This window comes from Streptomyces sp. Edi4 (assembly GCF_040253615.1).
Lineage (GTDB): Bacteria > Actinomycetota > Actinomycetes > Streptomycetales > Streptomycetaceae > Streptomyces.
Genome location: NZ_JBEJGY010000004.1, coordinates 3949384 through 3974811 on the forward strand (window position 1 = coordinate 3949384; position 25428 = coordinate 3974811).

Annotated in this window: 19 protein-coding genes and 3 pseudogenes; 14 read left to right on the forward strand and 8 right to left on the reverse strand. The window is 73.4% G+C overall.

Annotated features, from left to right (window positions below):
• Positions 1 to 34: 34 nt before the first annotated feature.
• Positions 35 to 154, forward strand: a pseudogene (locus tag ABR738_RS19915) (IS5/IS1182 family transposase); the annotation flags it as partial.
• Positions 152 to 824: pseudogene (locus tag ABR738_RS19920) on the forward strand (NF041680 family putative transposase); the annotation flags it as partial. The pseudogenes ABR738_RS19915 and ABR738_RS19920, both read left to right, overlap by 3 nt.
• A 403-nt stretch (positions 825 to 1227) precedes the next feature.
• On the opposite strand, the gene ABR738_RS19925 reads toward ABR738_RS19920, so the two are convergent.
• Complete coding sequence (locus tag ABR738_RS19925) at positions 1228 to 1710, reverse strand: MarR family winged helix-turn-helix transcriptional regulator (protein ID WP_350231338.1); 483 nt, start codon at positions 1708 to 1710, stop codon at positions 1228 to 1230.
• Between the two features lie 109 nt (positions 1711 to 1819).
• On the opposite strand from ABR738_RS19925, the gene ABR738_RS19930 reads away from it, so the two are divergent.
• On the forward strand, positions 1820 to 2611 hold the full coding sequence (locus tag ABR738_RS19930) for an SDR family NAD(P)-dependent oxidoreductase (protein ID WP_350231339.1): 792 nt from the start codon (positions 1820 to 1822) through the stop codon (positions 2609 to 2611).
• A gap of 208 nt (positions 2612 to 2819) precedes the next feature.
• Here ABR738_RS19930 and ABR738_RS19935 read toward each other — a convergent pair.
• A pseudogene (locus ABR738_RS19935) lies at positions 2820 to 2996 on the reverse strand (transposase); the annotation flags it as partial.
• 462 nt (positions 2997 to 3458) lie between these two features.
• On the opposite strand from ABR738_RS19935, the gene ABR738_RS19940 reads away from it, so the two are divergent.
• Complete coding sequence (locus ABR738_RS19940) at positions 3459 to 4031, forward strand: GNAT family N-acetyltransferase (RefSeq protein ID WP_350231340.1); 573 nt, start codon at positions 3459 to 3461, stop codon at positions 4029 to 4031.
• Positions 4032 to 4057: 26 nt separating this feature from the next.
• Here ABR738_RS19940 and ABR738_RS19945 read toward each other — a convergent pair whose 3' ends face one another.
• Complete coding sequence (locus ABR738_RS19945; protein ID WP_502964113.1) at positions 4058 to 4330, reverse strand: hypothetical protein; 273 nt, start codon at positions 4328 to 4330, stop codon at positions 4058 to 4060.
• A gap of 308 nt (positions 4331 to 4638) precedes the next feature.
• On the opposite strand from ABR738_RS19945, the gene metG reads away from it, so the two are divergent.
• From metG to ABR738_RS19965, 4 genes are all read left to right on the forward strand, one after another.
• Positions 4639 to 6219, forward strand: a complete 1581-nt coding sequence (gene metG / locus ABR738_RS19950) for a methionine--tRNA ligase (RefSeq protein ID WP_350231341.1) — start codon at positions 4639 to 4641, stop codon at positions 6217 to 6219.
• A 577-nt stretch (positions 6220 to 6796) separates the two neighbouring features.
• Positions 6797 to 7474, forward strand: a complete 678-nt coding sequence (locus ABR738_RS19955) for a helix-turn-helix transcriptional regulator (RefSeq protein ID WP_350231342.1) — start codon at positions 6797 to 6799, stop codon at positions 7472 to 7474.
• Between the two features lie 65 nt (positions 7475 to 7539).
• Positions 7540 to 8172: a Pvc16 family protein gene (locus tag ABR738_RS19960; protein ID WP_350231343.1), complete on the forward strand. Its 633-nt coding sequence runs from the start codon at positions 7540 to 7542 to the stop codon at positions 8170 to 8172.
• Entirely contained in the window at positions 8169 to 10184 is a 2016-nt protein-coding gene (locus ABR738_RS19965) for an AAA family ATPase (RefSeq protein ID WP_350231344.1), read from the forward strand. The genes ABR738_RS19960 and ABR738_RS19965 overlap by 4 nt, the downstream gene beginning before the upstream one ends.
• A 912-nt stretch (positions 10185 to 11096) precedes the next feature.
• On the opposite strand, the gene ABR738_RS19970 is transcribed toward ABR738_RS19965, so the two are convergent.
• From ABR738_RS19970 to ABR738_RS19980, 3 genes are all read right to left on the reverse strand, one after another.
• The gene (locus ABR738_RS19970; RefSeq protein WP_350231345.1) at positions 11097 to 12527 is read right to left on the reverse strand and encodes a hypothetical protein; all 1431 of its coding nucleotides are present in this window, start codon (positions 12525 to 12527) and stop codon (positions 11097 to 11099) included.
• Positions 12528 to 12756: 229 nt separating this feature from the next.
• On the reverse strand, positions 12757 to 14349 hold the full coding sequence (locus ABR738_RS19975; RefSeq protein WP_350231346.1) for a peptidoglycan-binding protein: 1593 nt from the start codon (positions 14347 to 14349) through the stop codon (positions 12757 to 12759).
• 50 nt (positions 14350 to 14399) lie between these two features.
• Entirely contained in the window at positions 14400 to 17912 is a 3513-nt protein-coding gene (locus tag ABR738_RS19980; RefSeq protein WP_350231347.1) for an AfsR/SARP family transcriptional regulator, read from the reverse strand.
• A gap of 466 nt (positions 17913 to 18378) precedes the next feature.
• Here ABR738_RS19980 and ABR738_RS19985 point away from each other — a divergent pair, with 466 nt between their 5' ends.
• The 5 genes from ABR738_RS19985 to ABR738_RS20005 all read left to right on the forward strand — a co-directional run bounded on the left by ABR738_RS19985 (position 18379) and on the right by ABR738_RS20005 (position 21609).
• On the forward strand, positions 18379 to 18540 hold the full coding sequence (locus tag ABR738_RS19985) for a hypothetical protein (RefSeq protein WP_350231348.1): 162 nt from the start codon (positions 18379 to 18381) through the stop codon (positions 18538 to 18540).
• 347 nt (positions 18541 to 18887) lie between these two features.
• A complete protein-coding gene (locus ABR738_RS19990; RefSeq protein WP_350231349.1) occupies positions 18888 to 20471 on the forward strand; it encodes a phage tail sheath family protein in 1584 nt (527 codons plus the stop codon).
• A gap of 57 nt (positions 20472 to 20528) precedes the next feature.
• Positions 20529 to 20972 carry a phage tail protein gene (locus ABR738_RS19995; protein WP_350231350.1) on the forward strand — a complete coding sequence of 148 codons (444 nt, stop codon included), beginning with the start codon at positions 20529 to 20531 and terminating at the stop codon, positions 20970 to 20972.
• Positions 20972 to 21454: a hypothetical protein gene (locus ABR738_RS20000; RefSeq protein ID WP_350231351.1), complete on the forward strand. Its 483-nt coding sequence runs from the start codon at positions 20972 to 20974 to the stop codon at positions 21452 to 21454. Before ABR738_RS19995 ends, ABR738_RS20000 begins: the two co-directional genes overlap by 1 nt.
• Complete coding sequence (locus ABR738_RS20005) at positions 21451 to 21609, forward strand: DUF6760 family protein (RefSeq protein ID WP_350231352.1); 159 nt, start codon at positions 21451 to 21453, stop codon at positions 21607 to 21609. The genes ABR738_RS20000 and ABR738_RS20005 overlap by 4 nt, the downstream gene beginning before the upstream one ends.
• Before the next feature lie 740 nt (positions 21610 to 22349).
• Here the strand turns inward: ABR738_RS20005 and ABR738_RS20010 are convergent.
• Both ABR738_RS20010 and ABR738_RS20015 read right to left on the reverse strand, forming a co-directional pair.
• Positions 22350 to 22952, reverse strand: a complete 603-nt coding sequence (locus ABR738_RS20010) for a hypothetical protein (protein WP_350231353.1) — start codon at positions 22950 to 22952, stop codon at positions 22350 to 22352.
• Between the two features lie 60 nt (positions 22953 to 23012).
• Positions 23013 to 23987: a hypothetical protein gene (locus ABR738_RS20015; RefSeq protein WP_350231354.1), complete on the reverse strand. Its 975-nt coding sequence runs from the start codon at positions 23985 to 23987 to the stop codon at positions 23013 to 23015.
• A 250-nt stretch (positions 23988 to 24237) separates the two neighbouring features.
• On the opposite strand from ABR738_RS20015, the gene ABR738_RS20020 reads away from it, so the two are divergent.
• On the forward strand, positions 24238 to 25407 hold the full coding sequence (locus ABR738_RS20020; protein WP_350231355.1) for a hypothetical protein: 1170 nt from the start codon (positions 24238 to 24240) through the stop codon (positions 25405 to 25407).
• The last annotated feature ends 21 nt before the right edge of the window (positions 25408 to 25428 follow it).

Below are 25428 nucleotides of genomic sequence, written 5' to 3' on the forward strand. Positions count from 1 at the left end.
GTGACTGATCAACGGGGGGATCGTTCCGATCAGTATGGGGTGGGGTGACCTCTCGGATGAGGAGCGGGTTCGGCTGGAGCCGCACCTGACGAAGAACGTTGGACGAGGCGGACGTTGGAAGAGCCACCGCAGAGTGATCAACGGAATCCTCTTCCTCCTGAGTGATCTCCCCGTCGATGTGCTGGGCCGGCTCCGTTCGGAGCGGGTCATGCGCAAGCCTGTCCCCGGCCCGTGGATCTGCCCGCCGCAAGGTGGTCGCCCGCCCAAGCACGGCGGCGGGTTCGTCTTCGGTGACTCGGCCACATGCGGCGAGGCCACCGCGGTCACCGTGACTGCTGAGGGTCGCGAAACTGCCCAGTGGCGGGGTGAACAAGCCTGTCTGGCTGTGGTGGTCGGGCACCGGTGGCGCCATGGACGACGTTGACCGGTGCTGGCAGGCGTTCCTGCGAAGATTCGACGTGGAGCACACATTTCGGCTGCTCAAGCAGACCCTCGGAGGGACCCGCCCCAAGCTCCGGGACTCCGGCGTGGCCGACCGCTGGACCTGGCGCGTCCTGGCCGCACACGCTCAGCTCCGCCTCGCTCGCTCGCCCGCTCGCGAGGGACCTCCGACGGCCGTGGGAGCGGCCTGCGGAACCGAACAGACTCACCCCGACTCGAGTGAGGCGGGGGTTCAGGAACCTGTGGGCGAAGACGGGCACGCCAGTCGCTGCACCGAAACCCACAGGGCCCGGCCCCCTGGCCGCCCGCTCGGCTCGAAGAACCGACAACCTGCCACCCGCTACGACGTCGGACGCGCCCTCGCCACTGGCGAGTCCTACACCAGACCCGCGCACCACAAGCAAGGAACCAAGCCCCGTAGCACTGGCGAGACGAGTCGTCCGACGCGTAATCCGGGGCGCGAAGCCGTCCCCATCCTCCGGCGGAATTCTTCGCAGGTCAGGATTCGAACAGGGGGTTGACGGTCGCTCGGCATGGTCTCAGGGGCGCCAGGCGGTCCAGTGGGGCAACTATGCGTGCGTAGGCCTTCGACTTCTCCACTTCGGTGGTCTGTAGGGCTGGAACCCGGTGGTTGTGGCGTTGTGCGGAACGCGTCGACCCGGGAGCGTGGTGCAGGGACTGGATCGCCACAAGGAGCAGCAGGTCCGTCTCCTACTCGGTCGACTCAACCCGATGATCACGGGGCCCTCGCTCCGCTCCTGGCCCGCGATCGGGACGAGGGCCCGCTTACGGCGTTGCCTTGGGGGGCAGCGTCCAGCCGTCTTGGGTGCGGATGGCCGTGGTGATGCGCCGGCTGATGTCGCGCAGTTGCCGTGTCTGGGCTGTGGTCAGGGAATCGAAGACCAACCGGTTGACGGTGGCCTCGTGTCCGGGGGTGGCCTGCTCAACTTTCCGCTCGCCGGCGTCGGTGAGGATGGCGAGAGTGAAGCGACCGTCGGTCGGGTCAGGCGCCCGGCGTATCCAGTCCTTCGTCTCCAGGCGGCCCACCGCACGCGAGAGGCGGGACAAGGAGCTATTGGAGTAGCCGGCCAGGGTGCTCATCCGCAGGGTGCGGTCTTCGGCATGGGCGAGCGCGAACATCACGCCGTATTCGAAGTGCGTCAGCGCGGCGTCCCGCTGCAACTGCGCGTCGAGGGCAGTCGGTAGCCATTCCAGGACGGTGGCCAGGGCTGACCAGGTTTCGAGGTCGTCGCTGCTGAGTCGTGACATGGCACCAGCCTACCCCTGATGACTTGACCAGGAAAGTCATCTCGTTCTAGTTTCACTTGCTCAGGAAAGTAAAAGCGCCCAGAACGGCACCACAGGAACGAGAAGAGCCATGGATCTGCGACTGAAAGACAAGACCGCCTTCGTCAGCGGTTCGACACAAGGCATCGGCTTCGCCGTCGCGCGTGCACTGCTCGGCGAGGGCGCCACGGTGATCATCAACGGGCGCAGCGAGACCGGCGTCCAGGACGCCCTGCGGCGGCTCCGCGCCGAGCTGCCGGATGCGGAAATCTCCGGACGGGTCGCCGACTTCAGCGATGCCGCTCAGGTCCGGGATCTGCTGGGATCACTGGGCGATCTCGACATCCTCGTCAACAATGTCGGTCTCTTCGGCCTCGACCGCTTCGAGGATGTCTCCGACGACGAGTGGCAGCGCTACTTCGACGTCAACGTCATGAGCGGCGTCCGGCTCTCCCGCCAGGTCTTGTCAGGCATGCTCGACAGGAACTGGGGCCGCATCCTCTTCATCAGCAGCGAATCGGGCGTGAACATCCCCGCCGACATGGTGCACTACGGAGTGACGAAGGCGGCGATGATCGCCCTCGGCAACGGCCTCTCCAAGCTCACGCGCGGAACCGAGGTCACCGTCAACACGATCCTCGGCGGACCCACCTACTCAGACGGCGTCGCCCGCACCGTCGCCGGCATCGCCCAGGCCCGAAACGTACCGGCCGACGACATGAAGGCCGCGATCATCGGCGCCAACCGGACCACACTCCTGCAACGCTTCATCGAACCGTCCGAGATCGCACAGCTCGCGCTCTACCTGGCCAGCCCGCTGTCGGCAGCCACCAACGGAGCCGCGGTCCGAGCCGACGGAGGCGTTCTGACTGCAATGGTCTAGGTGTACTGATCAGCGCCTGTGTCTGGACCTCCGGTCGGATTCTTCGCAGGTCAGGATGGGAACAGGGGCAGCTGGGTCCGGTTCGCGGATCTCCTGGGGTGACCGGATCTCCAGTGCGGAGCCCGGCGGACGTGGGAAAGTGAGCCGCAAGTCCTGCCGCAGGGGAGCGAGGGTGGCGGGGCCGGCCAGCCCCGCCATTCCGATCAGTAAGCTGTCCGGCATAGCCGGAGCCGGCCCAGGCGATCGTGCTCTCGGGGTGCATCAGCCGCAGCCGGAACAGGACTTCCTTCGCGGTGTCGCGGTCTGTCATGTCGGCCGGGGTGACCATGACGAACAGGGGCAAGCCCTTGGTGTCGACCACGAGGTGGCGCTTGCGGCCGTTGATCTAATGGGCGAGAGCTGAGCTCGCTGAAGCACCTCCTCGGTGCCGATCGCCGGCGTCAGCACGACGTCCTCCATTGACCGGGCCTTGAGCCCTCAAAGAAGACTGACGTGTGCCGGCGCTCGCCGTCGGCATCGAGGCCGATCACTTGATCGCCGATGATGATCGTGGTCCAAGCCCCCTGCGGGGACTACCTCTTACGTGCTTGGGAGCCGCTAGCTCCGATCAAGACCGAGGGCCCCGCAGGTCGCTGGGGTCATGAACGGCTAATCGGATGTCGGGCCATCGAGCCAAGCAGGGCAGAGTCGCCCCAGCAGCCGGCCGCTGCCTACACGCCATCACTCGTCGGACACCGCCTAGGACTGTCCGATCGATCATGTGATGACCGCGCGCCCGCTCGATAAGTTGAGTTCGACGCGAGCGACGCCGACTAAAAAGTTCATTCCGGCCCAACGCTTGCCCCCTATGTCGAAAAATCCGGTGCGCGTCGCTGACCCCAGCCTGTTTCCTCACCACATGCACACGACGAGATGGGTGCGTCTCCACCCTTGGGCGGACAACGACCTTTGGCTGCTCCGGCGGCGCAATACCTCGGAGATGACGACCCATCTCGGCGGCCCCGAACCTGATACCGCCCTCCTGGGCCGCCACCGCCGCTGGACAGCCATGAGCGCGAACGCTGCACACGAGGGCCGGGTGTTCCGCGTGGAATCCCCGACGGGGGACACCGTGGGCACGGTCTCCTTCGCACCGAAGGAGCACGAGGGAGAGCCGATCTTCGAAGTGGGCTGGGGCGTCCTCCCCGAGTACCAGCGCCAAGGTTGGGCGACGGCCTCCGTCCGAGCCCTCCTTGCCCACCTGGCCGCCCTCCCCGCGGTGCACCGCCGCCCGGCGGTTCACGCCTTTCCCCGTGTGACAAACACGGCCTCGAACGCGGTCTGCCGCGCGGTGGGCTTCACCCTCGTCGGGGAAGCGGAGCACGAATACCCCCCGGGCCAGCATCACGCCAGCAACAACTGGCGCTTCACCCTCCCGTGAAACCCGGAGCCACCTCAGTCGTCCGGTCATGTTCGGAGCCAGATGGCGAGGGCTGCCGCGGTTGTAGTGCCGAGGTAGACGTAGCGGCGCTTGTCGTGCCGGGTGGCCACGGCCCGGTGCTGCTCGAGCCGGTTGATGGCCCGCTCGACGGTGTTGCGTTTCTTGTACCGCTCTTCGTCGAAGCCCGGCGGCCGTCCGCCACGTGACCCGTGGAGTTTGCTGGTGAACCCGCCGCGCGAGCGGCCCAGGCCCTTGCCTCCCGCACCACATCCACCAGGCGGGCGTGCAGGCTCTGCCACGCGGTTTCGCCCTGGTGTTCTGGAATTTTGGCCCCCTTTGAGGCGGGGGCGGGCGGCGGGTCGGTGCGGGCGCCGGCCGCGTGCTGAACGACCGGAGGGCGGAGTAGTCACATGATCGACCGGACAAGTCCTGGCCGGCCCCGGCGCCCTCCGGTGGCGGTGCGGTCACGGCCGCCCCGCCTTTGGCGCCGGGCCCGGCGGTGACCGTACCGCCGGGGCGACGGCGCCTGCGACGGCACGCGCGCAGGCGGTCCGCCATCCGGACATCCCGGGCGGCCCGTCCGGGCCCGGCGGCTAGGATTCCGTGCATGCCTTCGCCGACGTACTACGTTTCTACGCCCATTTACTACGTCAACGACGCCCCTCATCTGGGTCACGCCTACACCACCGTCGCCGGTGACGTGCTCACCCGCTGGCACCGCCAGCGCGGCGAGAAGGTGTGGTTCCTGACGGGCACGGACGAGCACGGTCAGAAGATCATGCGGACGGCCGAGGCGAACGGCGTCACCCCCCAGGAGTGGTGCGACAAGCTCGTCGGCGAGGCGTGGCAGCCCTTGTGGGAGCACCTGAACATCGCCCACGACGATTTCATCCGCACCACCCAGCGGCGGCACACCGACCGGGTGCAGGAGTTCGTCCAGGACCTGTACGACAAGGGCGAGATCTACAAGGGCGGCTACGAAGGCCCGTACTGCGTGGGCTGCGAGGAGTACAAGCTGCCCGGCGACCTGATCGAGGGCGAGGGCGGCGCCCAGCTGTGCGCCATCCACAAGAAGCCGGTGGAGCTCCTGAAGGAGGAGAACTACTTCTTCAAGCTGAGCGCGTACGGTCCGATGCTCCTGGAGTTCTACGAGGCGAACCCGGGCTTCATCCAGCCGGAGTCGGCCCGCAACGAGGTGCTGAACTTCGTGCGGCAGGGCCTTCAGGACCTGTCGATCTCACGGTCCACGTTCGACTGGGGCGTGCCGGTGCCGTGGGATCCCCAGCACGTGATCTACGTGTGGGTGGACGCGCTCCTCAACTACGCGACGGCCGTCGGGTACGGGGCCGACGACGCCCGCTTCGAGGAGATCTTCCCGGCCGACGTGCACCTCGTCGGCAAGGACATCCTGCGTTTCCACGCGATCATCTGGCCCGCGATGCTGATGGCCAACGGGCTGCCGGTGCCGGGCCGGGTGGCCGCCAACGGCTGGCTGATGGTCGGCGGCGAGAAGATGTCGAAGTCCAATCTGACGGGCATCAAGCCGCAGGATTTAACCTCGCACTTCGGTGTGGACGCCTACCGCTGGTACTTCCTGCGGGCGATCGCCTTCGGCCAGGACGGCTCCTTCTCCTGGGAGGACTTCACCGCCCGCTACACCTCCGAACTCGCCAACGACTACGGCAACTTGGCGTCGCGCGTGGCGGCGATGGTCGGCAAGTACTTCGGCGGTGAGCTGCCCGCGCCGGCCGCCGACGGGGACGCCGAGCAGGCCGTCAAGGAGGGGCTGGCGAAGGCGGCGGCGGAGGCCGACCGCCGCATCGGCGACGAACTCGACTTCCAGGGCGGCATCCTGGCGGTCTTCGACTTCGTGAAGCAGGTCAACGGCTATCTCACGGAGCAGGAGCCGTGGAAGGTCGCCAAGGACGAGTCGCCCGAGGGGCGTGCGCGGCTCGCGACCATCCTGTACACCGCCGCGGAGGCGCTGCGCGGCGTGGCGGTGCTGCTGAACCCGGTGATGCCCGAGACCTCGGGGAGGCTGTGGGATTCGCTCGGCGCCGAGGCCGCGCTGGGCGCGCTCGTCGATCAGCGGGTCCAGGAGGCGGGCGGTTGGGGCGCGCTGCCGGCCGGCGCGAAGGTCACGAAGGGGGCGGTGCTCTTCCCGCGCCTCGAGGAAAAGCCCGAGTAGCCGAGTGCGCGAGTAGGCCGAGCGGGGCTCGGGCCCTGCGCAGCACCCCGGCTGCCGGGACCGTCCCGACTGCCCGGGCCGCCCGGCGACCCGGACTGTCCACGCGACCCGAGCCGCCCCGGCAGTCCCGGCCACCCCGGCGGTCCCGACCATCCCGGCGGTCCCGGCCACCCCGGTGCTCCTCACGCGCGGCCCCAGCCCTCCGAAGCACCCCGGCTGCCAGGGTCCCGAGTGCCCGGGCCGCCCGGCGACCCGGACTGTCCACGCGACCCGAGCCGCCCCGGCACTCCTGGCTACCCCGGCGGTCCCGGCCACCCCGGGGGCCCCGGCCACCCCGGCGCTCCGGGCGGTCCCGCCGGTCCCGGCCACCCAGGCTGCCCACGCCGACCGGGCCGTCCGCGCCGACCGGACTGCCCACGCCGGCCGGGCTGTCCGCGCCGGCCCGGGCCGCCTTTTCTGACGGCTTTCGTGGCTTTGTGACTGGATCCGTGGCCCATTCAACGGCTGTTGATTCGCTGTTGATCGGGCCCCGCCATGCTGTAGGCGTCGGTACGCACGGGAAGGAAAAGGACTGACTATGCCATTGCTCGCGAATCGCGTCACGGTGACCGTTCACGCCTCCGATCCGCTGAGCCGGGCCGGAGTCATCAGCCATCTCCAGCACCAGCCCACGGTCGAGGTCCTGCGGGAGAACCGTGACCCCCGCGAGAGCGACGGGCGCCCCTCGGAGCCCACGGTCGCCGTCATGCTCGTCGACCAGGTCGACGATTCGGCGAGCGCGGAACTGCGCCGGGTCGTGCGCGGCGGCGAGCAGCGCGTGGTGCTCATCGCCCGCGAACTGCGCGAACCCGATCTCCTGACGGTGGTCGAGTACGGCGTGCGGGCGATCCTGTGGCGTCACCAGGCCACCGAGCAACGCCTGTTGAAGGCCGTGCACAGCGCGGCGCGCGGCGAGGGCGAGCTGCCGCCGGACCTCATCAGCCGGCTGCTCGTCCAGGTCGGGCGGCTGCGCCGCTCGGAGACCACGTCCGCGTCCGCCGGATCCTCATCGGCCGCGCCGCTGTTCGGGATGGCGCCGCGCGAGGTCGACGTGCTGCGGCTCGTCGCCGAAGGACTCGACACCCGGCAGATCTCCGAGAAGCTGGCGTACTCGGAGCGCACCGTCAAGAACATCCTGCACGCCCTGATGACCCGTCTCCAGCTCACCAACCGCGCGCACGCCGTGGCCTACGCGCTGCGCGAGGGCTACATCTAGCATCCCGGTGGCCCGGCGCCACCCCGCCCGACCCGCGACGCCCACTGATTTGGGAAATTGGCTCCATGATCCACGAAATCGACGAGGCGCTGCGGCGCATCCTGCGCGGCGGGGCGCTGCCCGAGGGAACGGGGGACGTCGTCTTCGAGGCGCCCACCCGCGACTGGGCGGCCCGGCGCAACACGCCCACCCTCAACGCCTATCTGTACGACATCCGTGAGGACGTGGCCCGCCGCGAGCGCGGCTCCTACGCGGAGCGCGACGCCAACGGCGTCGTCCTGCGCAGGCGCCAGCCGCCCCGTTGGTACCGGCTCTCCTACCTCCTCACGGCGTGGACCAGCCGTCCCGAGGACGAACACCGCCTGCTGTCCGGCGCGTTGGCGTGCCTGCTGCCGCACGAGATGCTGCCCGAGGAGTATGTGCCGCCGGCCCTTGAGGCGTACACCGTGAGCATTCCGCTCACCGTCGCGGTGCCGCCGGCCGAGTCGCGTTCGCTGGCCGACATCTGGTCGGCGCTCGGCGGCGAGCTGAAGCCGTCGCTCGACGTGGTCATCACGACGCCGTTCCCGGTCACCCCGGTCTACGACGTCGCGCCGCCGGTCACCGAGGGCGTGATCACCGTACGCGGCCGGGACGGCGTGCCGGGCGACGCCAAGCCGCGCATGATGCGCACCAACCGAGAGGGCGGCGCCAAGTGAACGGATCCGCCCGCGCGTTGCTGTCGCGCGTCGAAGCGCTGCGCGCCACGGTCGCGGCGCTCGTCGAAGCCCGCTCCGCCGACGACCCGACGGCCCAGGACCCCCTGCGCGGCCTGTACGTCTCGGCGGAGACGGCTGCCCGTCTCGCGCGCGGACCCGAACTGGGAGCTGAGGGCGAGGCGTCCGTACCGGGCGGCGGACCGGCACACCCGGACGCCGGGTTCGGGGCAGGGTCCGAGGACCGTCTCGCCGCGCTCGCCCGGGACTTCGGGCTCGGGCCGCTCGACGCGATGGTGCTCCTTGCGGCGCTCGCGCCCGACGTGGACCGCCGCTTCGAGGCGCTGTACGGCTACCTCAACGACGACGTCGGCCGCCGCAGGGCCTCGGTCGCCCTCGCCCTGGAACTCGCCGGGACCGGACCGTACGACCCCGAGGGGCGGGCCCGGTTCCATCCCACCGCGCCGCTGGTCGCCAAGGGGCTTGTGGTCATCGAGGACGAGGAGCGGCCGCTGCCGGGCCGGGCGCTGCGCGTCCCGGAGCGCGTGGTCGCCCACCTCCTGGGAGACGACACCTTGGACGGCCAGCTGGGCGGCGCAGACGTCGAGTTCCTGGCGCCCGGCGGGGAGGCACCCCTCGACGGGGTCGCGGCGCGGATCGCGCTCTCGCCCGGGCCCGTCGCGGTCCATCTGCGCGAGCGCAGGGCGGGCAGCGGCGCGGACGCGGTGACCATCGCCCTGCGCGGCGCGGGCCGCGCCGTACTGCGCCACCGGCCCGAGCACACCGACCACGCGGCGGCGCGCGCCCTGCTGCGCGAGGCGCGGCTGCGCGGCGCCGGTACGGCGGTCGTCGTGGAGCTGCCGGACGAGCAGCCCGGGCCGCTGATCCGTGAGCTCGCGGCGGCGGACGTGACCGTGGTGTTCGCCGGGACCTCGCCCTACGACCCCACGTGGGCGCCGGGCGCCGCGCTCCTGGCCCTTGAGGACACCTCCGTCGAGACGGACGCGCTGACCGCGTGGAACGAGGAACTTCCCTCCTACGAGGGCGACTTGGCCGAGGCCGTCGGCCCTTACCGGCTGGGCGCGGGCCAGGTGCGCCGGGCCGCGCGGGGTGCGCTGGCCCTCGCCGGGTTCGAGGGCGTCCCGGTGGGCCTCGGCCATGTGCAGCACAGCGCCCGGCTGCTGTCGGCGCCGCTGCTCGACCGGCACGCGCGCCGGGTCCGTCCGGCCGTCGGGTTCGGTGACCTGGTGCTGCCGGACGAACCGCTCGGGATGCTGCGGGAGCTGGCCGGGCGGGCCCGGCACCGGGACCGGGTGCTCGGCGAGTGGCGCCTTCGGACCGGCGGCGGGCGCGGGCGCGGGGTGGTCGCGCTGTTCGCGGGGGACTCCGGTACGGGCAAGACCCTGGCGGCGGAGGTCGTCGCGGGGGAGCTCGGGCTCGATCTGTATGTGGTGGACCTGTCGTCAGTGGTCGACAAGTACGTCGGCGAGACCGAGAAGAACCTGGAGAAGATCTTCGCCGAGGCGGACCGGACCGACTCCGTGCTGCTCTTCGACGAGGCCGACGCGGTGTTCGGCAAGCGGTCGGAGGTGAAGAGCTCGCACGACCGGTACGCGAACCTGGAGAGCGCGTATCTGCTCCAACGCCTTGAGGCGTTCGACGGCATCGCGGTCCTGACGACGAACCTGCGGGCCAACATCGACGAGGCCTTCACGCGGCGGCTCGACCTGGTCGTGGACTTCCCGTTCCCGGACGTGGAGCTGCGGGCGCTGCTGTGGCGCAGTTGCCTCGCGGGGGTGCCGCAGGAGCCGGGGCTCGCCGCGGAACTCGACGCGTGCGCGAAGGAGTTCGAGCTGGCGGGCGGGGCGATTCGCTCCGCGGCGGTGACGGCGGGGTATCTGGCGGCGGGGCGGGGGGCGGCGGTGTCGGCGGAGGACGTACGGGTTGGTGCGCGGCGCGAGTACGTCAAATCCGGCCGCCTGGTCCCGGGCACCGGCGCGTCCTGGCGCCCCTGACAACCCGGGCCGGCCCGCACGCCGGATACCTTCGGAGTGCGGGCCGTGCGTGGTTTTGCGCAGTTCCCCGCGCCCCTTAAATGCCTCGTGGTCACGTGCGGGCCGTGGGCGCTTCTCGCGCAGTTCCCCGCGCCCCTGGTGGGGTCTGTGCTGGCCCGCAGCGGCAACTTCAGCCGGTCCGGCGATTGAAGACGAGGCCGTTCAGGCCGAACGGGGTCCGGGGCGGAGCCCCGGGGGCCCCGGCTGCGGACCGCGCGTGGCTGGTCGCGCAGTTCCCCGCGCCCCTTAACTGCCTCGTGGTCACGTGCGGGCCGTGGGCGCTTCTCGCGCAGTTCCCCGCGCCCCTGGCGGGGTCCGTGCTGGCCCGCAGCGGCACCCTCAGCCCGTCCGGCGATTGAGGACGAGGCCGTTCAGGCCGAACGGGGTCCGGGGCGGAGCCCCAGGGGCCCCGGCTGCGGCGTGGCTGGTCGCGCAGTTCCCCGCGCCCCTTAAATGCCTCGTGGTCGCGTGCGGGCCGTGGGCGCTTCTCGCGCAGTTCCTCGCGCCCCTGGTGGGGTCTGTGCTGGCCTGCAGCGGCAACTTCAGCCGGTCCGGCGATTGAAGACGAGGCCGTTCAGGCCGAACGGGGTCCGGGGCGGAGCCCCAGGAGCCCCGGCTGCGGACCGCGCGTGGCTGGTCGCGCAGTTCCCCGCGCCCCTTAAATGCCTCGTGGTCACGTGCGGGCCGTGGGCGCTTCTCGCGCAGTTCCCCGCGCCCCTGGCGGGGTCCGTGCTGGCCCGCAGCGGCACCCTCAGCCCGTCATGGGGGTCCCCCCTGGCCCTTAAGGCCTTGGGGGAGATTGAGGACGAGCGCGTTCAGCGCGAACGGGGTCTGGGGCGGAGCCCCAGGGGTCCCGGGTGCCCGGGGGCGGGGTTATTGGACTACTCGCCAGCGCTGCTGGTCCGTGGGGAGGGCGCCGCAGGGGCGGACCTCGGAGACCTGGAGGTGGCCCGGGTCGTTGGGGAACAGGTCGGACATGCACCAGCCCCCGTCCTTGCTGATGATCCGCACGAACCCGTCCGCACCCTCGATCGGCTCGATCGCCCACTTCTGGTTGCTGGTCATCTGCCCGGTCGTCAGGCTCGGTTTGCCACCCGACGCGCCCCACAGCTGGATCTGGTTGCCCTCACGCGTGTTGTCGGCGACAGCCCAGTCCTCGGTCGACGCCGTGAAGGCGTACTCGTCGTTCGGCAGCGTACGGACGTACCAGTACTGGTCCCAGTTGGGCTGGTTGCGGATCTCGTTCGCGGTGTAGACGTAACGCCCCTCCGCCTTCTGGTCCTGGGCCGTGGTCAGGTAGTGACCGAGCCCGGACTGGATGCGCACCAGCTTCGTCGAGTCGTACTGCGGCTTCTTCGGACCACTGTCACCCGCCGGCTTGCCGCCCGCGGGGGGATCCTTCGGCTTCGGCTTCTCGGCGGCGGGCGGGGGCGCCTGCGAGGGCGGCGCGGAGGGCGCCTTCGGCTGCTCGGAGGGGGGCGGCGGGGCGGAGGGCAGCGGGCTCTTGGAACCCTGCGGAAGCGGTTCCTCCTTGGCCGCCGCCTGCTCGGAGGCCTGGCTCTTGACGCCGATGTCGTGCTGGAACCAGAACACCACGAACGCCACGGCGAGCGCCACCAGGACCGAGCCGACCGCGAGGAACCACGCCGGGAACACCGAGGGCTGCACATACGTACCGCGCAGCTCGGTGGGCGCGGGCTCGCCCGAGCGCAGGACCGAGACCGTGAAGGGATGCTGGCGCCTCCCGCCGAACCAGCTGATGTTGGTCGCGGTGAGCTGCACCTCGGCGAAGCCGGCCCGGCCCGGGTCGACCTGGACGGCGGTGGGGTTGGTCTCGACGGTGACGGCGTCGCCGTTGTCGCGGGTCGCGAAGGACGCGGTGAGCGGCTGGTTGCCGAGGTTGTCGACGGCCACCCGGCCCTTGGCGCGGCGCCGGCCACGGACGGTGCGCGGGACCAGCTCGGTGCGGAGCTCGCTGTAGGGGCCGATGGTGAGGCGGCCCTCGACGACATCGGCGTTCTGCGGATGCTCGCGCGGCTCGACCCGGATGCCGAACGGGGAGGGCCCGGCCACGGCGTCCGATGTGCGCGGTGGCGCGAAGGTGATGGTGGCGGTGCCTTCAGCACCGGGGTAGAGCCGCAGCACCGCCGGCTCCACGCTCGCCCAGCCGGCCGGGTCGCCGACCGGCGAGAGCCGGTACTCCTCGACCGTGTCCCCGGTGTTGCGCACCCGCAGTCGTACGCCGACGCTGTCACCGGGGGCGACGGTGGCGGCGGGGGGCTCCAGGGCAGTCCACATACTCACCCTGTGAGTCAAGTGGGCCGGGGGGTGAAGTACAGGGCCGGAAGGGGCAGTTCCGGGGGCAGGACTGGCTGCCCGAGCGGCCATCCCCGCCTGTCGCGGGGCCGGCGGCGGGAGCGGTCCGGTGAGTGTGGCCCCGGGCGGCTGCGGGGGAACAACCGCCCGGGAGTCTGGGGTGCGAGCAGCCTCTCAGGCCGCGATCAGCGGGCCCTAACGCCCGCTAACGCCCGCGCTAACGGCCGGTCTTGCCGGGCTCCTCGACGGCCCCGCCGATCAGCCAGTTCAAGGTGGTGCTGTCGGCGACGCCGGTCGGCTTGAGGCCGACGGCCTGCTGGTACTCCTTGATCGCCGAGGTGAGACCGGCGTCCGCCTTCATCGGCTCGCCGCCCTTGTCGGGGGCCTGGAAGTAGGCGATGCCCTGGAGGGCGAAGGTGCGGTCCCGGTCGAGGTCGGCGTTGGAGATCTTCGACTCCTTGGCCCACCACAGGGACGCCGCGAGCATCCTGACCTTGTAGCTGTTGGTGCCGCTCTTCACGTCCTCGGGACGGAGCCCCTGGGCCCACATCGAGGTCAGGGTGGCCCGGCCGAGGGTGCCGTACTTCTTGTCGGTGGCCGTCAGCATGCGGCTGGTCTTCTGGTCCGCCATGACGTGCTTCTGGTAGCAGGCGAGCGAGGCCTGGGTGGCCTTGTCGATGACGGCGGCGGTCCAGCCGGGCTTGAGGGCACACTCGTTCTTGAGCGTGGCCAGGCGGTACTGCGCGAACGTGACGATGTCGTCCGGCTTGTACCCCACGTCCCAGACCGGCCCGACAGGCGCGTTGGGTGCCGCCTTGGGCGCCGGCTTCGGCGCGGGCGGCGGAACCGGCGGGCCGCCCCCGACCTGCGAGGACTCCTCGCCGCCTCCACCACCACCGGCGGCGGGCGGCGCGCCCGCGCCGCCGCCCGAGCCGTCACCGGCCGGCGGCACAGCGCCGGGCGGCGCGGCCGGCGGGGCGGAGGAGGGCGCGGGCGGCAGCGGTGTCTCCGCGCCCTGCGGCACCGGCTGCGCGGCGGCGCTCGCCTGCGCCTCACCGGCCGCCGTGTTCACCTTGGGCTGGAAGGCGAGCCACAGCGCGACGAACGCGACCGCCGCCGCGACGGCCGCGCTGCCGGCCACCAGCAGCCAGCGCGGCAGCACCGGACGCTGGTCGAAGACGCCCGCCAGGTCCACCCCGGTGTCGTCGCCCGAGCGGCGCACCGACACCATCAGGCGGTGCTGCTCGGCGCCCCCGGTCCAGCGCACCCGCTGCGGCCGGATGGCCAGCTTCGCGAACGCGGCCCGCCCGGGCCCCACTTGGACCGCGTTGGGCGCCATCTCGTAGGTGAGCCGGTTGGCCTCATCACGCAGGACCAAGGACGCGGTGAGCGCGGTGTTGCCGAGGTTGTCGACGGCGACCGAGGCCCGCGCGCCGAAGCGGCCCACCACGGTCGGCGGCAGCAGTTCGGCCCGTATCTCGGTGAACGGCGCGACCGTGACCTGCCCTTCGAGCACATCCCGCAGGTCGGGGTGCTCACGGGGCTCCACCCGGATGCCGTACGCGGCCGGGCCCGCCAGGGCGTCGGGTGAGCGCGGCGGCGCGAAGGAGATCTCCGCGGTGGCCTCGCTGCCCGGGTACAGGCGCAGGGTGTCGGGCTCCACGCGGGCCCAGCCGGCGGGCGTGCCGACGATCGAGAGGCGGTACTCCTCGACAGTGTCCCCGGTATTGCGCACCCGGAGCCGTGCGGTGGTCCGCCCGCCGGGATCAACGGCGACAGCGGCCGGGTCCAGAGACGTCCACATGGTCATGGACGAAGGCTAGAGGGCGCGCCGGACGCGTCCCTGCCCAAAAGACCCTGTCAGAGGGCAGCCCTGGCTGCACTCGTGGCCCCGCCCCGGCCCTGGCCCACCGGGTGCTCCGACGCAGATCCCGGGCGGCGTGGTTCCGCCGGCGCCGTCCACAACAACGATGTCAGCTCGTCGGCCTCCGCCGCGCCACGGGCGCTGAGCAGCCGGTGCGCGGTCCGCAGCGAGGCCAGCGCGGAGAGCGCGGGCGTCTCACCGAGCGCGAGCAGCGCCCGCCCGCGGGCCGCGAGCGCGAGTCCCCGGCAGAACGGGTCCCCGAGGTCGCCCTCGATGGACAGGGCCTGCGTGGCACAGGCCGCCGCCTCCCCCGGCCGCTCGCGCGCCAGCGCGCAGTGCGCGAGCCGCGCCCACGCCATCGCCTCCCAGCGCAGATCGCCCACCCACTGGTGGTGCTGGCGCGACTCGCGCAGGTGAGCCGCCGCCCGCACCGGCCGCCCGCCCGCGAGCAACGCGCAGCCGATCTGGTACAGCACATGTCCGAGCGTACCCCGGTCCCCCAACTCCCGTGCGGCGCGCAGTACTTCACCGGCGCTGGTCTCGGCGCGCTCCTTGTGTCCGAGCAGCATCTGGGCGCGCACGATGTGGGCAAGGACGCGCACCGCCTCGCCCTTGCTGCCCAGCTCCACATGGCGCGCGTACGCCTGCTCGAACAAGGGCAGCGCGTCGGCGGGGCGTCCCATCGCGGCCAGGATCATGGCCAGTTGGTGCGCCGCCTCCGACTCGGTCAGCGGGTCGTCGGCCTGCGCCGCGCACCGCAGCGCCTGGCGCAGGGTGCGCTCGGTGCGCCGGTAGGTGTCGGTGCTCTGCTGCGGCACGGCGGCGATCAGCCGCAGCGCGCGGCCCTCCGAGCGGGAGTCGCCGTGGCAGTGCGCGACGGACAGCGCGAGCCGGGCCGGGCCGTGCAGTTCGCGGCGGCGCGCGGTGCCGAGCACCAGGTGGGCCCAGCCCGTCAGCAGATCGACGGCGGGGCGCAGCGCCTCGGCTCCCAGGTCCGCCCAGGGCCCCTTGCCGAGCGCCTGCTCCGCGGTGTCCCTGATCAGCGGGTGCGCGTCCTGCAACCAGGCCCGCGCGGCCTCGGCGTCGGCCGGACGGTAGCCCGGCGCGTCGGGGGCGTACAGGAGGTCGGGGATCTTGCTGAGCGGGCGCAGACAGCGCACGGTGTTGCGGACGGTGGCCAGGACGTGGTCGAGCAGCCTGCGCTGGGCGGCCGGGCGCTCGGCCGCGTCGGGCGAATCGTCCAGGACGCGCCGGGCGAAGATCCGCACCAGGTCGTGGAAGCGGTAGCGGTCCACCCCGCACGCCTCCAGGAGCCCGGCGTCCACGAGGGCTTCGAGGGCGTCCTCGGCGGCGTACTCGTCCACGTCGAGCAGGGCGGCCGCCGCCGCGCGGCCGAAGACCGGCACGGAGGTGGCGGAGGCCAGGCGGAAGGCGCGCGCGGCCGGCCCGGCGAGCCCTTCGTAGCTGAGCCGGAAGGCCGCGTCGACGCCGAGCCCGTCGGCCTCCAGCTCGTCCAGGCGGTGACGCTCGTCGTGCAGCCGCGCGCTCAGGTCGGCCACCGCCCAGTCGGAGCGGGCGGTGAGCCGGGCCGCGGCGATGCGCACGGCCAGCGGCAGCCTGCCGCAGGAGTCCACGAGCCGGCGGGCCGCATCGGGTTCGGCGCGCACCCGCTCGGCGCCCACGATGGTTTCCAACATGGTGAGCGCGTCCTGCTCGCTCATCGCCTCGACGTCGATGAGCCGGGCGCCGGGAAGACCGACGATCCGGGTGCGGCTGGTGACCAGGACCGCGCTGCCCGGGGTGCCGGGCAGCAGGGGCCGCACCTGGGCCGCGTCGTGGGCGTTGTCGAGCAGGATCAGGACGTGGCGGCCGGCCAGCAGCGAGCGGTACAGGGCGCCGCGCTGGCCGGCCTCGTCGGGCACGGCTGACTCGGCGACCCCGAGGGAGCGCAGGAGCTGGGTCAGAACGTCCGCGCTGTCGGCGGGCTCGGCGTCCGCGCCGCGCAGATCGACGTAGAGCTGCCCGTCGGGGAAGGACCTGCGCATGCGGTGGCCGGCCCGCACGGCGAGCGCGCTCTTGCCGACACCGCCGAGCCCGGTGAGCACGGCCACCCCGGTGAACCGTCCCTCGGAAGCCTCCCGCAACAGATCCGACACCTCACCGAGGAACCCGACGCGGCCGGTGAAGTCCGCGATGGCGGGCGGCAGTTGGGACGGCCGCGCCTGCACCGACCGCCGCTCGGACGTGGCCGGGGGAGGCGTGCGGGGGTCGGGGGCCGGGTGTGACGGGTCGGGGGAGAGGTGTGCCGGGTCGTGCGCCGGGTCGGTTGCCGGATGCGTCAAGTCCTTTGCCCGGGCCGTCAGGTCGGCTGCCGGGTGCGTCGGGACGGTGGCCGGGTAAGTCGCGCCGGACGCCGCGTGCGTCGGGGCGGAGGCCGGGTGCGTCGGGCCGGAGGCCGGGTGCGTCGGGCCGGAGGCCGGGTGCGTCGGGGCGGAGGTCGGGGTCGCGCGGTCGCGCTTGAACTCCCAAGTGGGCAGCGGCTCTTGGGGGGCGGACCTGGGCGTCGGGACCGTACGCGCGGCTCGCGGCTCGACGCGGGCCGGACGCGCCGGACGGGGTGCGCGGGGGCCGCCCACCGGGCCGGGGCGGCGCGGCGCTGCCGTCGTCCCGGGTGACGCCGGGCCCGTGCCGTCCGCCGGGCGGGTCAGGAGGCGAGTGTGCAGGGCGGTCAGCTCGGGCCCCGGCGGTACGCCCAGTTCGGCGTCCAGGGTGCGGCGCGTCGCCTCGTACACCGCGAACGCGTCCGCCTGGCGGCCCGCGCGGTGCAGCGCCAGCATCAACAGGGCCTGGGTGCGCTCGCGCAGGGGATGCTCGGCGGCGAACGCGCGCAGAGACGCGATCGTCGCCACGTGCCGGTCGAGGGCGAGGGCGCCGTGGAAGTGGTCCTCGCGCGCGGAGAGCCACAGTTCGGTGAGCCGGTCGCGCTCGCGCTCCGCGTGCGGCCCGGGCAGACCGGCCAACGGGCTGCCGCCCCACAGCGCGAGCGCCCCGCTCAACTCGCGGTGCGCCGCCGCCGTCTCGCCGACGCCGCGCAGCCGGGCCGCCTCGGCGAGCCGCGCCTCGAAGACGGCGGTGTCGAGCGCCGACGCGGGCACCCGCAGCGCGTATCCGTCGTCGGCCGACACCAGGAGCCTGGCCGGAGTCCGCGAGGGACGACCCGGCTCCAGCAGGGTGCGCAGGCGTGAGACATAGGTGCGCAGGGTGCCGACGCCGCGCGGCGGCAGCCGCTCCCCCCACAGGGCGTCGAGCAGTTCGGGCATGGAGACCGGGCGGCCCTCGCGCAGCAGCAGCACGGCCAGCAGGGCGCGCTGCTGGGGTGGGCCGAGCGGCAGGGGCCGGCCGTCGAGGTCACCCTCGACGGGGCCGAGCATGCGGAACCGCAGCCCGTCAGCGACGCCGCCGACGCCGCCGGGTATGCCGCCCTCGCTCGTTCCGCCGGATTCCGCCACGCCGCCGCCCTCTCGCTCGTCCGGCCGATTCGTCCCCCGACGTTTGCCCTTTCGGCCCCCGGATCCTGTTCGTCCGGTCACCGAAACGCTACGCCAGGACCGCCCGATGGCTCGCATCAGCACATGTATCGCACAGGGAGTTGGCTTGAACTGCCCCTGTATCCCCTGGGTAACCGGTCAAAAGGGCACCCTCCCTGCCCCCAAGACGGGCCCCGCGCCTCCTGCGTTCCCTCGCGGGCCCCCCAAGAATCGCGAGACGGCGGACGCGGGGCGCGAGCCGTCCCGCGAGAACCGGTGCGCGCGGCCCAGCGATCGGGGCGAGTTCACGCCATGGCCTCTTCGGCGGGCACAACCCCTGGCCAGGCCGCCGCCACGGGAGCACTCTGCTGGGAGTGCGGACAGCCACCGCACGCTGACTGCCGGCGGACGGCGCGGGGAGCCACCCACGAACCCAGGGGGTTCGCGCATGAGTGACAGCACGGCGGACGACCAGGCGGCCGAGGACGCCAGGCGAAGGGAAGAGCTGTTGGAGAAGGTCCGCGAGGCGAACCGTCTGAGCACCGGGCGTCCCGTGCCGCCGGAGGAGTCCGACGCCGGACCGGCGGCCGGCCCGGCGGGCGGGAACTGACCCCGCCGGGCGCCGCGCTCACGCCCGGGCCCGCCGGGCGCGCAACCCTTCCCCGTACCCCATCCGGCCGGAAGAACGCCCGCCGATGACCGGAAGGGCACCTCGTGCTGCCCTCGCCCACGCACCTTCTCCCCTCCCCGCACGGGTCGCGGCGCGCGAGGCTGGCACGGTAATGGGCCGGTAGCAGCGTTTTTCGGGGGCGGAACAACCGTGTGCAGTTCGGATGCGGGATGAGCCGTCCGCCCCGCGCTCCGCACAGCCCGTCCGCCTTCGGGCGCCAGCCGACACTTCCGATACCTCAGACACCTCCGTAACGGATGTAACCCAGCAACAAGGAGCAGCTTCCCGTGCCCAACTACCTGTCCCCCGGCGTCTACGTCGAGGAAGTCGCCAGCGGATCCCGCCCCATCGAAGGGGTCGGCACCTCGGTGGCCGCCTTCGTCGGACTCGCGCCCGTCGGGCCGCTCAACGAGCCGACGCTGGTGACCAACTGGTCCCAGTACGTCGCCGAGTTCGGGGAGTTCACGGACGGGTACTACCTGGCGCACTCCGTCTACGGCTTCTTCAACAACGGCGGCACCGCCGCCTACGTCGTGCGCGTCGGCGGTTCCGACAACGGTTCGGGGCAGAGCACCCAGCAGGCCGCGGCCGCCCCCGCACCGCAGGCGATCACCGCCGGTGAGGCCGTGGCGCTCGGCACCTTCAAGGTCTCCGCGATCGCGCCCGGCACGGCCGGCGGCGCGCTCACCGTCGAGGTGCAGGACGCCGAGGGCGAGGCGGCCGGCGACCGCTTCAAGCTGATCGTCAAGGACGGCGAGACCGTCGTCGAGAACTTCGACGTGAGCGCGAAGAAGTCGGCCCGCAACTTCGTCGTCACCCAGGTCAAGCAGCGCTCCAAGATGATCTCCGTCGAGGAGACCGTGGCCGGCGGCCAGCTGGCCAAGCCGGACGCGCAGGCCATCACCCTGGCCCCGCCGGCCCCCGCGCCCGCCCCGGCCCCCGCCGGCGGCACGGTCGCCCGCATCGAGACCGGCCAGTTCATCGGCGACTCCGCCGACCGCACCGGCTTCGGTGGCCTCGAGGCCTTCGACGAGATCAACATGGTCGCGGTCCCCGACCTGATGGCCGCCTACCAGCAGGGCCTGATCGACCTGGAGCAGGTCAAGGCCGTCCAGCTCGGTCTGGTCGCGCACTGCGAGCTGATGGGCGACCGCATGGCCGTCCTCGACCCGCCGCCCGGGCTCAACGCCCGCGACATCCGCAAGTGGCGGATGGAGGGCGCCGGTTACGACTCGCGTTACGCCGCCCTTTACTACCCCTGGATCAAGTCGTTCGACCCCTCCACGGGCCAGACCAAGCTCGTCCCGCCGTCGGGTCACATGGCCGGCATCTGGGCCCGCAACGACTCCGAGCGCGGCGTCCACAAGGCCCCGGCCAACGAGATCGTGCGCGGCGCCGTCGACCTGGAGCTCCAGATCACGCGCGGCGAGCAGGACCTCCTGAACCCGATCGGCGTCAACTGCATCCGCGCCTTCCCGGGCCGCGGCATCCGCGTCTGGGGCGCCCGCACCCTCGCCTCCGACCCGGCCTGGCGCTACCTGAACGTGCGCCGTTACTTCAACTACCTCGAAGAGTCGATCCTGATCGGCACCCAGTGGGTGGTGTTCGAGCCGAACGACCAGGCGCTCTGGGCCCGTATCCGCCGCAACATCTCCGCCTTCCTGGTCAACGAGTGGCGCAACGGCGCCCTGTTCGGCCAGCGCCCCGAGGACGCCTTCTACGTGAAGTGCGACGAGGAGACCAACCCGCCGGAGTCGGTGGACCTCGGCCGTGTGGTCTGCGAGATCGGCATCGCGCCCGTCAAGCCCGCCGAGTTCGTCGTGTTCCGGCTCGCCCAGTTCTCGGGCGGCGGCGGCGAGCTGGAGGAGTAGGAACGCGCCCCCTCGCCCCACCCCCAGCCGATTTCGCACGAACAGGAGTAACCCAGCATGTCGCTTCAGCCCGGTGATGCTCTCACCACACACAACTTCGGCCTCCAGATCGACGGCATCATGATCGAGTACTTGCAGGAGGTCAGCAGCCTCTCGATGGAGCAGGAAGTCATCGAGTACCAGCAGGTGTCGGCCGAGGGCAAGCCGGTCATCAAGAAGCTGCCCGGCGTCAAGAAGGCCGGCGAGTGCACGGTGACGCGCGGTGCCACGCACTCGTCCTCGTTCTCCGAGTGGATCAAGCAGTCCATCGACGGCGACATGGGCTCGGCCCGCAAGAACGCCTCGATCATCATGATGGACTACCAGGACAACCCGGTGAAGCGCTACCACCTGCGCAACGCCTGGTGCACCAAGGTCGAGGTCAGCGCGGTCAAGGCCGGCGACGCCGCCGCCATGACCGAGCAGGTCACCATCACCTTCGAAGAGCTGGTCATCGAGTAATGCGGCGCGAAGGTCCTGGAGTTCCCGGCGCACCGTCCGTCGGGACGGAATCCCTGTCCCACCCGGTCGCGGGTGCGGGCGCGGCGGCCGCGACGGCGGGTGCGCGGGACACCCTGCGCACCGAGTTCGAGTTCGAGCTGCCGCGCGGGTACGTCGACGAGTCGGGCACCGTGCACCGGCGCGGCTCGATGCGGCTCGCCACGGCCCGCGACGAGCTGCTGCCGTTGCGGGACGTACGGGTGCGGGAGAACCCGGCGTACCTCTCGGTGGTCCTGCTCGGCCGGGTCATCACCCGCCTCGGCACGCTGGGTGATGTCCACGACGGCACGGTGGAGAACATGTTCGCCTCCGACCTGGCCTTCCTCCAGGACTTCTACCGGCAGATCAACGCCGAGGGCCATACCCGGGCGGCCGTGGCCTGTCCGCACTGCGAGCAGTCCTTCGAGGTCGAGCTGGCCGGGAGCCGCCTGGGGGAATCGTGACGTACGCGGTTGACCGGATCGAGGAGGAGACCGCGTACCTCGCCTACCACTTCCACTGGGACATGGACTCCATCCTCGACCTGGAGCATGCGGACCGGCGGGCGTACGTACGGCGGGTGGCGGCACTGGTGGAACAAGGCGAAGGGGAGCGGTGACGGGGGATGGGCCTGTTCAAGCGCCGGCGTAGCCGGCCGGCCGGGGCCGCCGGGGCGTTTGTCCCGGACGCCGCGACAGCGTCGGCCTCCTCGGAGCCGTCGGATCCGTCGGTCGCGTCGCCTTCGCCTTCGCCCGTCCGGGGTGACGGCGGCTGGGCGGCCGCGCCCGCGATCCAGCGTGCCCTGGCCGCGCCCCGCCTCACCGCCGAGGCGGGCTTCGGCTCGACGCTCGCCGCGCACCAGGACCTCTCGGTCGTCCGTCCCCTCACGCACGCCGTCTCGCCATCGGCGCCCCACGGCGTGCTGCACAACGCCGTGACCCCGGTCGCGGGCCGCCCCTCCTCGCTGCCGCTGCCGCTCCTGCGGCTTCCGGTGGCGGGCCGGGCGGCCGAGGCCCCGGCCGATCCGGATCCGGGTGCGGGGTGGCCGTCCGGTGCGCCGGGTCCGGCCCCCGTGCCGGGCGCGGTGCAGCGGTCCGTCGCGACGGGCGGCGCGTCGGCGAAGGGGCCGGGTAAGGCGCCGGGCGCCACGGGCGGCGGCGCATCCGGGTCCGCGCCTGCCGGGTCCGCGCCTGCCGGTGCTGGCCCCACCAGTGCTGGCCCAACTTCCTTTACGCAGCGGCCGGTTGGGCCTGGGGCGGACTCCGCCACGCCCGGGCAGGGCCCGGCCGTACAGCGGTCCGCCACGCCCGCGCGCGCCTCCGGGAACACCCCGGCCGGGCCCGGCACACCGCCTGCCGTTCAGCGGTCCGCCATCGCGCCGAGCGGTCCCGCGAACACCCCGGGCCCCGCCGTGCGGCGGTCCGTCACGTCCTCACCCGGCTCGGGCACCGCCCCGGCCGGGCCCGGTCCTTCCCCCGCCGCCCAGCGCTCGACCACGCCTGCGTCCGGGCCGGGACACACCCCCGCCCCGCCGGCTTCGCCCCCGGCCGTGCAGCGGTCCGCGACGCCCGGGGCCACCCCGGCCCCCGCCGCCCAGAAGCCCGCGACACCCGCGACCGGCACCACCCCAGGGCGCCCTTCCGCGACACCCGGCACACCCCCGGCCGTCCAGCGGACCAGCACGCCCGCGACCGGCCCCACGACCAACCCCGGCACCACCCCGGGCAACACCACGCCCGGGAGTACCCCGGCCGTCCAGCGGTCCAGCACGCCCGCGACCCGCCCCACGACCGGCCCCGGCGCCGCCCCGGGCAACACCACTTCGGGCAACACGACGCCCAGTGCCACCCCGGCCGTGCAGCGGTCCGCCACGCCCGGGGCCACCCCGGCCCCCGCCGCCCAGCGGCCCGCGACACCCGCGACCGGGGCCACTCCGGGCAGCCCTTCCGCGACACCGGGCACGCCCCCGGCCGTCCGGCGGACCAGCCCGCCCACGACCGACCCCGGCCCCACCCCGGCCGTTCAGCGGTCCGCCACGCCTGGGCGCACTCCCGGCACCGCCCCGGCGGGACCCGGCGCGTCCTCCGCGTCCCCGGTTGTTCCCGTCGTCCCCGCTGTCCCCGTCGTCCCGCCGTCGGCCACGTCCGGGCCCGCGACCACGCCCGGCGCACCCCCCGTCGTCCAGCGGTCCGCCACGCCTCCGCGCACTCCGGGCACCATCCCGGCGGCCGGCCCCACGGCCGCAACCGGCCCGGGCCAGGGGAACAGCGCCCCAACCACCGCGCCCGTCGTACCACCCGCCGTCCAGCGATCCGCCGCGCCCGCGCGCACCTTTGACACCACCCCGGCCGGGCCCGGCCACCCCCGTACGCCCACCGCACCCTCGGCGGACGGACCCGCGCGGCCCGCGTCGGACGGTCCCGCCGTGCAGCGCGCCACCACGCGGCAGAACGCGAACCCGGGCTCGGCATCGCGCGGCCCCGCGCCCTCCAACTCCGCTCCCAGCAGCCCGAGTTCGGGGTCGGCTGCCAGCAGCACCCCCGGCGCCGAGCCGAGCGCGCCTTCCGCCGTGCAGCGGTCCGCCGCCACGTCCCCGGTCCGCCCGACGAACCGTCCCGCCGTGACGCCGGACCCTGCCACCCCTGCCGCCCCGGCCCCAACCAGCGCCGTACAGCGGGCCATTGGGCGTCCGATCGACCCCGTGAGCAACCCGGGTACGCCCGTGAGCCCCACCTCGCCGACCGGGACCGACGCGCCGTCCACGCGGCCCGTGCGCGGGGACGCCCCCCGCACGGCGCCCCCGGTGCGTCCCTCCACGGGCGAAACCCCCGCCAACGCCCCGACGCCCGCACGCGACCGGGCGGCCGAGCCGAGGCGGACCAGCCCGATCGGGGCCCCGATCCAGCGGGCCGCCACGACCGGCAGCCGCGCCACCACGCCGTCACCGACCGCACCGTCACCGACCACGCCCTCGCCCGGCGTGAGCGGCGGGTCCACCCCTGCCCCTCCCTCCGTCCAGCGCGCCGCCACGCCCGCGCCGGGCCAGGGGCAGCCCCCCGCGCCCTCCGCCGCTTCGGCGCGCCGGGCGCAGGAGCCCGGCCCCACCACCCCGCGGCCGACCACCACGCCACCGGCCGTGCAGCGCGCCGTGACGCCCCCGCGCGGCCCCTCGGGCCACCCGGCCCCCGGCGTCGCGCGGGGCGGCGCGACGGAGGGCGGGCCGTCCGCGAACCCGTCACATTCCGCTGTGCGGCGCGCCGTTGACGCCTCGGGCGGCCTCCGCACGACCGCGCCCGCCGAGCGCGGCACCCTCGGAGAGAGTGGCGCGTCCCTGCCCGTGCGCGGCCCCCTCGGCGCGGCCTCGTCCGCGCGGTCCGGTTCCGCCGTCCAGCGGGCGGCCATGGAGGGCGCGCGGCCCGTGCCGGGCGCCGCGTCAACTCCCGCGCCGGTCCCGGCCGTTCAACGGGTCGCGACGCAGCGGTCCCTCACCTCCGCGCCCCGGCCGGTGCGGCCCTCGTACCAGCTCGACCCCGTCGGCGTGGTGCGTCCCGCCGCCAAGGCACCCGCACCCGTACCCGCGCCGGAGCCCGCGCCCGTACCCGCGCCGCAAGCCCCCGCTCCGGTCGCGCCCGCACCGGCCCCCGCGCCCCCCGTGCAGCGCAAGCCCATGGTGCGGCGGGTCAGCCGGACCCAGAGCGCCGCCCCGGACGGAACCCGGCGCCGGCCGCTCATCGGCGCGCCGATCACCCCGGGCGCCGTGCCCGCCACCGCGCCGAGTCCCGCGCCCGCGCCGGCCGCCCCCGCGCAGCCCGCCGTGCAACGTGCCGCCGTACCCGCGCCGCCCGCCGCACCCGCCGTGCCCCCGACCCCGTTGCGCAAGGTGCGGCTGCCCGGGCCCGCGCCGTTGCAGCGGATGGCGGTCGCCGGTCCGCCGCTCGCCTCCGCCCGGCCGCTCACCACCCGCCACCAGAACGCCCCGAGCCCCGTGGGCGGCGCCGCGCCCGCGACCGTGCCGCTCAAGCGGGCGGCGCCCGCCGTCGAGGAGAGCCGGCCGGTCGTGCCCCTGCGCACCCCGGCCGCCTCGGGCGGCCGGGCGCAGCCGTCCGTGCAGCGGGCCGCCGCTCCGGCCCCGGCCCCCGTCGTGCCCGTACGCCGCGCGCATCCGGCGCCCCCGTCCCCCGCGCCCGCGCCCCCGGCGCCGCCCGCCTTCATCCAGCGGGACGCCGCCGAGTCCTCGCCAGGGCCGAACACCGCTCAGGCCGCCGCCCAGGCCGCCGTACCGGTGCCCGCAGAGGAGCCCCAACCGCCCGCCGACATGGACGCGTTGGCGCGCCGGCTCGTCGCCCCGCTGTCGCGGCTGCTCCGCGCCGAGCTGCGAGGCGACCGCGAACGGATCGGTCGGCTGCGCGACAGCTGACCCGCCACGACTGCCCCGTAA